10 protein-coding genes are annotated in these 11,941 nt (G+C 68.0%); 9 read left to right on the top strand and 1 reads right to left on the bottom strand.

Going from position 1 to position 11,941, the window contains the following annotated elements:
• On the bottom strand, positions 1-501 hold the full coding sequence (locus M3667_RS10585; RefSeq protein WP_136587236.1) for an Lrp/AsnC family transcriptional regulator: 501 nt from the start codon (positions 499-501) through the stop codon (positions 1-3).
• A gap of 209 nt (positions 502-710) precedes the next feature.
• Between M3667_RS10585 and M3667_RS10580 the strand changes: the two genes are divergently transcribed.
• The 9 genes from M3667_RS10580 (at position 711) to M3667_RS10540 (ending at position 11,941) form a co-directional block, all read left to right on the top strand.
• Entirely contained in the window at positions 711-2,354 is a 1,644-nt protein-coding gene (locus tag M3667_RS10580) for a peptide ABC transporter substrate-binding protein (protein ID WP_251507898.1), read from the top strand.
• Positions 2,355-2,387: 33 nt separating this feature from the next.
• Positions 2,388-3,299: an oxaloacetate decarboxylase gene (locus M3667_RS10575; protein ID WP_144834365.1), complete on the top strand. Its 912-nt coding sequence runs from the start codon at positions 2,388-2,390 to the stop codon at positions 3,297-3,299.
• 284 nt (positions 3,300-3,583) lie between these two features.
• Positions 3,584-5,242, top strand: a complete 1,659-nt coding sequence (gene hutH, locus M3667_RS10570) for a histidine ammonia-lyase (RefSeq protein WP_251507895.1) — start codon at positions 3,584-3,586, stop codon at positions 5,240-5,242.
• Positions 5,239-6,618 (top strand): dihydroorotase family protein, encoded by a 1,380-nt coding sequence (locus M3667_RS10565; protein ID WP_251507893.1) that lies wholly within the window; start codon positions 5,239-5,241, stop codon positions 6,616-6,618. Before hutH ends, M3667_RS10565 begins: the two co-directional genes overlap by 4 nt.
• On the top strand, positions 6,618-8,045 hold the full coding sequence (locus M3667_RS10560) for a UbiD family decarboxylase (protein WP_251507891.1): 1,428 nt from the start codon (positions 6,618-6,620) through the stop codon (positions 8,043-8,045). Before M3667_RS10565 ends, M3667_RS10560 begins: the two co-directional genes overlap by 1 nt.
• A complete protein-coding gene (locus tag M3667_RS10555; protein ID WP_251507889.1) occupies positions 8,042-9,292 on the top strand; it encodes a M20 family metallo-hydrolase in 1,251 nt (416 codons plus the stop codon). The genes M3667_RS10560 and M3667_RS10555 overlap by 4 nt, the downstream gene beginning before the upstream one ends.
• Positions 9,289-9,945 carry a UbiX family flavin prenyltransferase gene (locus tag M3667_RS10550; protein ID WP_251507887.1) on the top strand — a complete coding sequence of 219 codons (657 nt, stop codon included), beginning with the start codon at positions 9,289-9,291 and terminating at the stop codon, positions 9,943-9,945. Before M3667_RS10555 ends, M3667_RS10550 begins: the two co-directional genes overlap by 4 nt.
• The gene (locus M3667_RS10545; RefSeq protein WP_251507886.1) at positions 9,942-10,877 is read left to right on the top strand and encodes an ABC transporter permease; all 936 of its coding nucleotides are present in this window, start codon (positions 9,942-9,944) and stop codon (positions 10,875-10,877) included. The genes M3667_RS10550 and M3667_RS10545 overlap by 4 nt, the downstream gene beginning before the upstream one ends.
• Positions 10,874-11,941, top strand: coding sequence for an ABC transporter permease (locus tag M3667_RS10540; RefSeq protein WP_251507884.1), 1,068 nt, complete (start codon positions 10,874-10,876; stop codon positions 11,939-11,941). The genes M3667_RS10545 and M3667_RS10540 overlap by 4 nt, the downstream gene beginning before the upstream one ends.

Genomic DNA, 11,941 nt, shown 5'->3' with positions numbered 1-11,941 from the left:
TCATCTCGTCGCCGCCGTCGGTTCGAGCGGCATCGGTCCCATCCCACGGCGGCGCGAGAAGACGAGAGTCGTGTACGTATCGGCCACGACGGGATCGCTCGTGACGCAGTCGAGCACGAAGTCGCTCAGGTCGTCGGTCGTCTCGGCGACGACTTCGATGAGGTAGTCGTCTTCGCCGGCGACCAGCCAGAGGTTCACCACCTGCGGCAGCTTCGCCATCGCCTCGGCGAATCGCGCGTTCTCGGCGCGCGAGTGCTCCTTGAGCTGCACGCGCAGGATCGCTCGCAGGCCCTGACCGATGCGCCGAGGGTCGACCTCGGCGTGGAAGCCCGAGATGACGCCGTTCTCGATCAGGCTCCGCACGCGGGCCAGGCACGACGAGGGGGCGAGTCCCACTCGGTCGGCCAGCTCCTTGTTCGGGATCCGGCCGTCCTGGATGAGCACCGCGACGATCGCGCGGTCGATCTCGTCGAGCCGGACGGGCCTAATTATGTTCGGCAAGGGGCGGCCTTTCGCTGTGTTATCGAATTCGCAGACGCCGGAGAGCGGCGATTGCAGAACATGATACAGATATATTGTTCTCAAACGCGTGAGCGTGCAGACTTTTGCCTCAATACCCGAATGCGATGCGCTGGTCCCCTCGAGAGTGCGTCGCCCCCCATTCCCAGAACGCACCCCCAGCGTTCATTCCAGAGAGGGCACCACCAGCAATGAAAAGGTTCTCCAAGGTCGTCACCGCCGCGGTCGCTCTGACCGCCGCGCTCGGCCTCCTCGCCGGCTGCAGCGACGGCGGCACCGACCCCACGGCATCCGGAGGCGGCTCCGCCCACGTGCTCACCGTGGGCAAGCTCCTCCCCCTTCAGGCTGTCGACCCCCACAAGGTCAACGACGGCATGTCGAACGAAGTACTCACCGCCGTGTTCGACGGTCTGTACTCCCTCGATGAGAACCACGAGCTCGAACCCCTGATGGCCGAGAGCTTCGACAAGTCCGACGACGGTCTGACGTACACCTTCCACCTGCGCGACGCGAAGTGGAGCAACGGCGACCCGGTCACCGCCGCCGACTTCGAGTTCTCGTGGAAGCGTCTCGTGAACCCCGCCACGGCCGCGCCCAACAGCAACGAGGCGGTCGCCGCAGGCATCAAGAACGCCAACGAGATCGTCAACCAGGGCATGGACTACACCCAGCTCGGCGTGAAGGCGATCGACGACAAGACCCTCCAGGTCGAGCTCGCCGCCGACGTGCCCTACTTCCAGGCTCTGCTCGTACGGCCCGCCTTCCTGCCGGTCAACGAGAAGTACCTCGAGCAGGTCGGCGACAAGTACGGCCAGACGCCCGAGACCACGATCTACAACGGCCCCTTCACCTGGGACTCCTGGGACTTCGCGAACAACTTCTCCGCGAAGAAGAACCCGGACTACTGGAATGCCGCCAACACGAACATCGACGAGATCAAATGGCAGGTCGTCAAGGATTCGCAGACGGCCGCGCTGCTCCAGGAGAGCGGTGACCTCGACTTCACCGAGATCTCGGGAAGCCTCATCGACCGCTACGCGGATTCGCCCGAGCTCACCACCGCGCTCGAAGTGCACATGTGGTACATGTACCCGAACATGCAGAACCCGGCGCTGGCCAACAAGGACATCCGCACGGCGCTCGCGACCTCGTACGACAAATCCGCGCTGGCGAACGACGTTCTCAAGAACGGTGCCGAACCGGCGGACTACTTCGTCGGCAAGAACCTCGCGGTCGGTCCCGACGGCAAGCAGTTCCGCGACACGGGCGACACCTACCTCGCCTACGACATCGACGCCGCCAAGAAGTCGTGGGAGAAGGGGCTCGCCGCCCTCGGCACCGATTCGGTGACGCTGCGTCTGTCGTACTGGGACGACGAATCGTCCATCGCGCAGGCCGAGTACATCGCATCGCAGTGGGAGGCCAATCTCCCCGGCCTGAAGATCGAGCTCACGAGCCAGCCCAAGGCGACGGCGAACGAGCAGGCGCTGGCCGGCGACTTCGACCTGTACCTGTTCCGCTGGGGCCCCGACTACAAGGACCCGATGGCGTTCCTCGAGCTGCTGTCGTCGAGCTCGCAGCGCGACTTCGGCAAGTACTCCAACCCGCAGTACGACGCGATCATCGCCGCGGCGCGCACTCCGGAGATGCTCAGCCAGCCGCAGGAGCGTTGGGACAGCCTGCACGACGCGGAGGACATCCTGCTCGGTGACGTCGCGGTGTTCCCCACGGTGCAGAACGGCATCGCGATGCTCATCAACCCGAAGGTGCACAACATGGACGTGCGAAACGTCAGCCTGACGTGGAACTACCGCATCGTGACGAAGGACAACTGACGCGATGACCGACTGTCGAGAGGAAGAGACGAGATGACGGCGAAGAAGACCCTCCGAGAAGTGATGGAGGCGGGCAGCGTTCTCGCGCCGTGCGTGTTCGACTGCTCCTCGGCCCGAGCGGTCGAGCTGGCGGGCTTCGAGGCGATGCTCCTCAGCGGGTCGGAGGTGTCGATGTCGATGAAGGGCATCCCCGACCTCGGACTGCTCTCGCTCGAAGAGCTGCTGTGGGCCGTCGAGCGGATCGTGGACATGTCTCCTCTTCCTCTCGCGGTCGACATCGAAGACGGTTTCGGCTCCAGCCCGCTGCAGGTCTACGAGACCTGCCGGCGGATGGCCAAGGCCGGGGCGATGGCGGTCCTCATGGAGGACGAGTTCGAGCCCGGCTACGCCCGCGACGTCTCAATCGACCACATGATCCCGCGCGAGGAGTACTACGCGAAGGTCCGCGCGGCGGTCAAGGCCGTCGAGGGGACCGACTGCATGGTCATCGCGCGGAGCAACTACGGCAGCGCGAACCTCGAGGAGGGGATCCAGCGCATGATCGACTGCGTCGAGCTGGGTGCGCACGCGACGGTGGTGGTCAACGTCACGACCCTCGCGGATGCCGCGGAAGTGGCGCGTCGCGTGCCCGGGCCGAAGATGTTCGCCGACATCAACGCCAAGCGCGGACTCGAGCAGATGTCGTTCGCGCAGTTGTCCGAGCTGGGGTACGACCTCATCACGATGCACTTCACGATGAAGGCCGCGATGGCGGGAATGCTCGAAGCGGGCCGTGCGAACCTGGCCGAGATGGGCAACACCTACTCGAACGAGATGATGCCCGACGAGTATCCGGGACACAGCGGCATGGCGTTCTTCGCCGCGCAGGAGCTGCTCGACCTCGAGACGGAGTTCACGGGTCGCGCGCAGACGTTCAACGACCCCCGCGCCATCCATACCGCCTGAGCTCTCTCAGGCCCACCGCCCCGCCGCGTCCCCCACGCGCGACGGGGCGGTTCGGCGTTTCAGCCGAATGATGTTCGGAATGTCGTACCGGATGCCGCCGAAAAGGGCCGAACGATATTCGGCGGCCACCGGCGCGTCGGCGTCGACGGGACCGTGATGTCCGCACAAGGTGGTCGATTCTGAATCTTGTTCGGATCAATTGCCGATGTGAGTTTGTTTATGCAGGATTGACGCATTGATACCGAACGCTCCGAGACCCGATCCGGATCGACGAAAGAGGCACGATGACTGAATTGGCGGCGCCCACCCTGGCCGCGACCACGACCGTCGATATCGACGGGTTCTCCCTCGACATCGCCACCATCGCCCTCGTGGCGCGTGGACTGCCAGACGGCTCGTTCCCGACGGTGGTGCTCACCGATGAGGCCCGTCGGGTCACGAACGAAGCCCGCGCCTACGTCGAGGCGAACTTCCTCGCCGAAGACGCACCCGCGATCTACGGCATCAACACCGGCCTCGGACGCCTCATGGACGTCCGCGTGCCGGCCGAGGACCAGGCGCGCTTCCAGCGACTCGTCATCAACTCCCACTCCGCCGGCGTGGGCGAGCCGCTCCCGCTCGACGAGACCCGCGCCCTGCTTCTGCTGCGCGCCAACGCGATCGCCAAGGGCATGTCGGGAGTGCGCATCGAGTGCATCGACCGCCTCATCGAGATGCTCAACGCCGACGTCCTCCCGGTGATCCCCGGACAGGGTTCGGTGGGAGCTTCGGGCGACCTGGCCCCCCTGGCGCACCTCGTGAGCGTCATGGTCGGACACGAGAAGGCCGAGGCCTACCACCGAGGCGTGCGGATGCCGGCGGTCGAGGCCTTGACCGCCGCCGGTCTGTCGCTGGACTTCGAGCTGAAGCAGAAGGACGTCCTGGCGCTCATCAACGGCTCGACCATCTCGCTGGCCACCGCGTGCCTCGCCCTCACCGACGCGTGGAGCCTCACCCGTCAGGCGGACGTCGCCCTCGCCCTCTCGCTCGAGGCCGTGCGCGGCGAACTCGACGCCTTCGACGAGCGCATCCACACCGCGCGCAACGCGCCCGGGCAGGTGTCGGTCGCCGCCAACGTCCGCGCCCTCACCCAGGGCAGCGAGCGCACCGTCGAGGAGGCCCGCGAGATCCAGCTCCCCGACGAGCAGCGCCCCGGCGGCTACAAGCGCCGTGTCCAGGACGCCTACTCGCTGCGCTGCGCCCCGCAGGTGCACGGCACCACACGCGAGTCGCTGCTGTTCGCCGAAACCCTTCTCGTGCGCGAGGCCAACGCGGCCACCGACAACCCGCTCGTGCTCAGCGACGGCAAGGGCGGCTACGACGTCCTCTCGGGCGGCAACTTCCACGGCGAGCCGATCGGCGTCGCGGCCGACCTCATCGCGATCGCCGTCGCCGAGATCGGAGCGATCTCGGAGCGCCGCTCCTTCCGTCTGACCGATCCCAACCTGAGCTACGGTCTGCCCCTGAACCTCGTGGGCGGTCAGCTCGGTCTGAACACCGGGTTCTCGATCGTGCACTGCGCCGCTGCGGCCATCGCGTCGGAGAACAAGGTGCTCTGCTTCCCCTCGGTCGTCGACTCGATCCCGACCAAGGCCAACCAGGAGGACCACGTGTCGATGTGCACGTTCTCCTCCCGCAAAGCGCGCAGCATCATCAAGAACACGCAGATCATCCTCGGCATCGAGTTCATCCTCGCCACCCAGGGCATCGACCTCGGCGCCCCGCACCTCGACGGTCGTCGTCTCGGTGTCGGCAGCCAGGCGGCCTACGACGCCGTGCGTGAGATCGTGCCGATGACGCGCGAGGACATCTACCAGTCGGAGCAGATGGTCAACGCTCAGGCGATGGTCGTCCTCGGTTCGGTTCTCGAGCGCGTCGAAGAGGTCATCGGAGGCGTTCGGTGACCCGCGGCACCGGCGAGTCGGGTGTCGTCCGCGGCCGCATCGCCACTCCCGATCGTGTGATCGACGACGGCGCCGTCGTCATCGAGGACGGCCGCATCTCGGCTGTGCTCGAGGGCGACGCTGCTGCGGCGGCCGTGGCGGGAGCGACGCGCGTGCTGGGCGGCCCCGGCCTGCTGGTGCTGCCCGGGGCGGTCGACGCCCACGTGCACGCGTTCTCGGAGCCGACCGAGACCTTCGACGGTGCCACCGCCGCCGCGGCGGCGGGCGGGGTGACGACCATCATCGACATGCCCTACGACGCGGGCAACCCCATCAACACCGCCGCCGCGGTTGCCGGCAAGCGCGAACGCATCCAGGCCGAGGCGCGCGTCGACGTCGCGCTCCACGGCACCGTCCGACCCCGTGACGGCGTACGCGACATCGAAGGCATGATCGACGAAGGCGTCAGCGGCTTCAAGGTTTCGCTCTTCGAGACAGACCCGGTGCGGTTCCCCCGAATCCCGTCCGACGAACTCCTCGAGGCCTTCACCGTGATGGCCGCCCGCGGCGTGCGCGTGGGTGTGCACGCGGAAGACGGCGAGATCATCTCGGCGCTCGTCGCCGCCGCGAAAGCGGCCGGCCGCACGGCCCCGATCGATCACAACCGCACCCGCCCGCCCGTCTCGGAGACGACCTCGGTCGCTCTCGGCCTCGAGGTCGCCGCCGCGGCCGACGTGCGTTTCCACATCTTCCACGCGAGCCTTCCCGACACCGTCACGCTCGTCACCGAGAAGGCCGCGCACGGCCTCGACGCGACGCTCGAGACCTGCCCCCACTACCTCGTGCTCACCGAGGACGACATGGACCGGCTCGGACCGTTCGGCAAGATCAACCCCCCGCTGCGCTCGGCCGAACACGCGGCCGACATGTGGGCGGCCCTGGCCGACGGTCGCATCGACATGGTGACGAGCGATCACGCGCCGTGGCCCCTGTCGAAGAAGGGCTTCGCCGAGATCTTCGACAACGCCTCCGGTGCCCCCGGGGTGCAGACCCTCGTTCCCATCGTCGTGGGCGCCGGCTACTTCGAGGGACGACTCTCCCTGCTGCGCACGGCCGCGGTCCTCGCCACCAATCCGGCACGAGCGTTCGGCATCGACCACCGCAAGGGCTCGATCGCTGTCGGCCTCGACGCGGACTTCGTCGTCATCGACCCGGCCGGCACGACCGAGATCGACGAGATGCGGATGTACTCGACCGCCACCTGGAGCCCCTACTCCGGGATGAGCTTCCCCGGCCTCATCCGTGCGACGATCGTGCGGGGCGAAGAGGTCTACACGGATGCCGCGGGCCTCATCGCCCGACCCGGCGACGGCGTCTTCATCGGACGGGGGCGCTGATGGCCGACCAGTCGATGCGCACCTACCTCGGCGACCTCGCACGCGCGGGCGAACTGATCGAGGTCACCGGCACGGTGGGCGCGCGGTTCGAGCTCGCGAGCGTCCTCGCCCTTCTCGACCGCGGCCCCGCCGTGCGGATGAACACCGTCGACGGATCCCCCTACCCGGTCGTGGGCAATGTGCTCAACTCGCGCGATCGTCTCGCGCACGCGATCGGCGCCGACGTGTCCGACCTCCTGCCCCGCCTCGCCGCCGCGGTGGCCGACCGTCAGGCCGTCGAGATCGTCGCCGACGCACCCGTGCAGGCCGTCGCACTTCCTGCGGCGTCCGTCTGGGCGGAGGTCGTGACCCCGACGTTCTTCGAGAAGGACTCGGGCGGGTACATCACGGCGGGCATGATCGTGGCATACGACCCGGTCACCGGTCATCGCAACGCCTCCTACGCCCGCATCAAACCGCTCGACGAGACCACCGGGTTCGTCGGCATCGCCCCCAACCACCACCTCACGGCGATGGCGCGTTCGGCCGCCACGGCTGGACAGGGGCTGCCCGTGGCGGTCGTCTTGGGTGCGCACCCCGCCATCCAGCTCGCCGCCTGCTGCTATCTGGGCCTCGGCGATGACGAACTCGAGCACGCCGCCGCGCTCCTGGGCGAGCCGGTGCGCGTGTCGCGAGCTCTCACGAGCGAGGTGCTCGTGCCGGCGGAGGCGGAGATCGTCATCGAGGGGCTGATCCACGCCGACCGCCCCGTGCACGAGGGACTCGTCAACGAGTACCACGGCATGTACGAGGACTACGGTGACGGCTTCACGTTCGAGGTCACCGCCGTCACGCGCCGCAGCGACCCCAGCGTCCACGTCATCCTCCCCGGCCTGTCATCGGAGCACAGCTACATCGCCGCTCTGCCCATCGCCGCCGGCATCCGCCACGCCCTTCGCAACATCGGCTGCGACATCGTCGACGTCGCGGTGACCCATTCCGGGGGAGGCCGGGTCGATGTCGTGGTCTCGATCGCGAACGCCCGTCCCGGCGGGGCGAAGCGGGTCATCTTCGGTGCCTTCGCGGCCGTCAGCATGGTCAAGCAGGTGACGGTCGTGGACGCCGACGTCGACGTGTGGGACGAGGAGCACGTGCACTGGGCGCGAACCAGTCGCATGCGCTGGGACCGTGACCTCGTGCTCGTCGACGGGGTGGCCACCGATCGCAACGTGCCGATGCAGCGCGACGGCATGGTGACCAAGGTGGGGATGGATGCCACGGTCACCGCCGGCGACCGCGCGGTGGGCCCCGATCTGGCCGTGCCGCCCGCGCACGTGGTCCGCGCGATGCGCGACCTCCTGGTCGAGGAGGGGTGGGCCGATCGTCTGCGCCCGGCGATCGTCGTTCACAGCGCGCTCGTGGCCGACGGAGAGAGGATCCGCGCATGAAGACCGACATCGGTCTGCCCGACGCCGCACGCCTGAGCGCCGACCTGGAGGAGATCTCCCGCCTCGTCGACACCTCCCGACCGGGGTGGAGCAGAGTGGCCCTGAGCGAGGTCGAGACCGACTCCCGCCACCATGTCGCGGCGCTGATGCGCGCCGCCGGCCTCGATGTCCGCATCGACGGCATCGGCAACGTCATCGGCACGCTCTCCGGCACCGGTTCGGACCGTCGCGCGATCGTCATCGGCAGTCACACCGACACCGTCGACGGCGGAGGGCGCTACGACGGCATCGTGGGCGTGCTCGGTGCCATCGAGGTCGCGCGGATGCTGCAGGAAAGCGGCATCCGGCTCTCCCACGACCTGCGCGTCGTCGACTTCTACAACGAAGAGGCCAACCGCTTCGAACTGTCGTGCCTCGGCAGCCGCGCTCTGGCCGGCTCGCTGACCAGCGCCCACCTCTCCGCCACCGATGAGACCGGCCGCACCCTCGGCGCCGCGCTCGCCGCGGCCGGCTACGACGACCCCCTGAGCGGCACTCGGTGGGGCGACGACGAGGTGCTCGGCTTCCTCGAGCTGCACATCGAGCAGGGCCCCGTGCTGGAACGCGCTGGTCTGCCGCTCGGCGTCGTCACCTCGATCGCGGGGATCTCCCGCTTCCGCACGCTGTTCACCGGTCGGCGCGACCACGCCGGCACGATGCCGATGTCGCTCCGCCACGACGCCGGCTGCGCCGCCGCCGGCGTGGTGCTGGCCGTGGAGCGGATCGCCGGCAGTGCCGATCAGGCCGTCGGCACGGTCGGATCGGTCACCTTCACCCCCGACGCGACGAGCGTCGTGACTGAGGCGGCCCTGCTCACGGCGGAGTTCCGCAGTCCCGACCTCGGCTGGTTCAGCCTCGCCCGCGACCAGATCGCCGAGATCGCGGCGAAGGAAGCCGAGAAGCGCGGCCTGACCCACGAGGTGACCTGGCTGCCCTGGGAGCGCCCCACCGCGGTCGATCCCCGCCTCTCGTCGGCGATCGAGCGGTCGGTCTCCGCCCTCGGCCACCCCGCCGCCCACCTCTACAGCGGCGCCGGTCACGACGGCGTGCAGATGGCCAAGCTCGGTCCCATCGGAATGATCTTCATCCCCTCTCGCGACGGGCGCAGCCACTGCCCCGAAGAGTTCACCGAGCTCGACGACATCGTCGTGGGCGTGCACGCCCTGGCGCGATCGGTGATCACCCTGGATCAGGAAGGACTCTCATGAACCGCACCCGACAGGAGCCCCCCGGGCGGGTGATCGTGGCGATCACCGGCGCTTCCGGCGTGGGCATCGGCGTTCGCATCCTCGAGTTGCTCCGCCTGGACCCGGGTCTGCGCAGCGACGTCGTCATCTCCAAGGCCGGCGCGATGACGCTGCAGCAGGAGTGCGGCCTCAGCCAGAAGGAGGTCGAAGCTCTCGCCGACGTGGCGCACCGCCCCTCGCACATCGGCGCCTCGATCGCCTCGGGATCGACCCCCGCCACCGCGATGATCGTGGCACCGTGCACGATCAAGACCCTCAGCGGCATCGCCTACGGCCTCGCCGACAACCTCGTCACCCGTGCGGCCGACGTGTGCCTCAAGGAGGGCGTTCCGACTCTCCTCATGGTGCGCGAGTCGCCGCTGCACCGCGGACACATCGCGGCGATGGATGCCGTGGCCCGAGCAGGCGGGATCATCGCGCCCCCGGTGCCCGCCTTCTACACCCGACCGCAGTCGGTGGACGAGATCATCGATTCGCTCGCCCGCCGCGCGCTCGTGCGTGTGGGCCTGACGCAGTTCCACGCCCGGTCGTGGGAGGGCATCCCCCGCGACGCGGAAAGTGCGGACGCTGCGAGCATGCTCGGCGAGACGTCGGGCTGGGACGGGGCGCCGTGACCAAGTTCGTCCTGACCCGGCTGCTGACGTCGGTCTTCACCATCCTCGCCATCGCGATCGTCATGTTCGCGCTGCTGCAGCTGCTCCCCGGGTCGCCCTTCAACAACGAGAAGCTCGACGAGGTCCAGCGAGAGCTCCTCACGCAGAAGTACGGACTCGACGAGCCCGTCATGCTGCGTCTCGGCACCTACCTGCTCAATCTGGTCCGCGGCGACTTCGGGGTCTCGTACAACCTGATCCCCGACTTCCCCGTCTCGCAGATGCTCGGTTCGCGGCTGCCCGTCACGATCCGCATCGGTCTGCAGGCGCTCGTGCTCGGCGTCGTGCTGGGCCTGCTCATCGGCATCGTCTCGGCCATCAAGAAGCGCGGCTGGTTCGACAACCTGTCGACCTTCGTGTCGGTGATCGCCTTCAGCGTCCCCTCGTTCGTCATCGCTCTGCTGCTCGTGTACTTCGTGGGCTTCGAGTGGAAGCTGCTCCCGATCCGCTACTCCGAGGATGACCCGTTCGTCTCGAGCATCCTGCCGACCATCTCTCTGGCCGCGTACGTGATGGCCGTCACGGCACGTTACGCGCGCAGCGAGATGCTCGACTGCCTCGACAGTGACTACATCCTGCTCGCCAAGGCCAAGGGCCTGAGCCCCGCGAAGGTCATCGGCCGGCACGCCCTGCGCAACACGATGGTGTCGATCATCACCGTGCTCTCTCCGCTGCTGATCGGGCTGATCACCGGCTCGGTCGTGATCGAGCAGATCTTCGGCGCCCCTGGTCTCGGCCAGCTCCTGCTGACGGCCATCCAGAACGTCGACTACAACATCGTCATCGCGATCAGCCTCGTGTACAGCGTGATCTACATCATCGTCATGCTCGCCGTCGACGTGCTCTACGGCCTCATCGACCCCCGCATCCGATTGGCAGGACAGACGCGATGACCGATCCGAACGTGCAACCCGACCGCGTCGCGCCCACCACCGCCCTCGATCCGGGCATCGCCCCCGAGGGGCTGCGACTGGTCTCCGAGGCGAACCGCCCCACCACCTCCGTCATCGCGGCCGGTCGCAGCGGCCGGGGAGGGCTGCACGACATCGTGCGCCGGTTCCGCCGCAACTGGCCGGCGATGGTGGGGCTCGCGGTGCTGGCGGTCATCGTGCTGCTGGCCGTCGTGGTGCCCTTCTTCCCCACGGCGGGCGACACGGCCAACGTCGCCTACCGTTTCCTACCGCCGAAGGTGCCGGGCCTGGAGGCCCTCGGCATCCTGAACGGCACCCGCGACGGCGTCGACCAGTACGCGAAGGCGAACGTGCCCGCGGGGACCTCCTTCCTGTTCGGCACAGACGATCTCGGGCGAGACCTCTTCGAACGCGTGTGGAGCGGGACCCGTGTCTCTCTCCTCGTCGCGGTGATCGCCTTCGCGATCGACGTCGTGATCGGCATGACCTACGGCCTCGTCTCCGGTTACTTCGGCGGCCGGATCGACGGCGGCATGCAGCGCGTGGTGGAGGTGCTCTCCGGCATCCCGCAGCTCGTGATCGTCACGCTGTTCGTCGTCGCGGTCGGCCCTGGCATCGGCGCGATCGTGTTCGGGCTGCTGTTGAGCAACTGGCTCGCGATGAGCCGGGTGGCGCGCGCCCAGGCGCTTCGGCAGAAGGGCGAGGAATACGTGCTCGCCTCGCGCACACTCGGGGCGCGCAACGGCCACATCGTGTTCGTCGAGATCCTGCCGAACATCCTCGGGCCCATCGTCACGATGAGCATGTTCTCGATCCCCGCGGCCATCTTCACCGAGTCGTACCTGTCGTTCGTCGGTCTGGGTGTGCAGGCCCCCATGGCGTCGCTGGGCTCGCTCGTCAGCATCGGCTACAAGTCGTTCCTGTCGTACCCCTCGCTCGTGATCATCCCCGTGGTGGTCCTGGGCCTGCTCATGGTCGCCTTCACGCTCGTCGCCGACGGGCTCAAAGAAGCGACCGATCCCCGTCTGATCAGCCGGAGAGGATGA

The sequence above is a fragment of the Microbacterium sp. P26 genome, from assembly GCF_023712585.1.
GTDB lineage: Bacteria > Actinomycetota > Actinomycetes > Actinomycetales > Microbacteriaceae > Microbacterium > Microbacterium algihabitans_A.
The sequence above is the reverse complement of the archived record's forward strand: the minus strand, read 5'-3'. Positions and strand labels throughout refer to the sequence as shown.

What these genes read in the sequence shown, in the direction of transcription:
- hutH (WP_251507895.1), top strand. Translation starts at nt 3,584, where the DNA reads ATGACTGAATTGGCGGCGCCCACCCTGGCCGCGACCACGACCGTCGAT.
- M3667_RS10555 (WP_251507889.1), top strand. Translation starts at nt 8,042, where the DNA reads ATGAAGACCGACATCGGTCTGCCCGACGCCGCACGCCTGAGCGCCGAC.
- M3667_RS10580 (WP_251507898.1), top strand. Translation starts at nt 711, where the DNA reads ATGAAAAGGTTCTCCAAGGTCGTCACCGCCGCGGTCGCTCTGACCGCC.
- M3667_RS10550 (WP_251507887.1), top strand. Translation starts at nt 9,289, where the DNA reads ATGAACCGCACCCGACAGGAGCCCCCCGGGCGGGTGATCGTGGCGATC.
- M3667_RS10540 (WP_251507884.1), top strand. Translation starts at nt 10,874, where the DNA reads ATGACCGATCCGAACGTGCAACCCGACCGCGTCGCGCCCACCACCGCC.
- M3667_RS10560 (WP_251507891.1), top strand. Translation starts at nt 6,618, where the DNA reads ATGGCCGACCAGTCGATGCGCACCTACCTCGGCGACCTCGCACGCGCG.
- M3667_RS10575 (WP_144834365.1), top strand. Translation starts at nt 2,388, where the DNA reads ATGACGGCGAAGAAGACCCTCCGAGAAGTGATGGAGGCGGGCAGCGTT.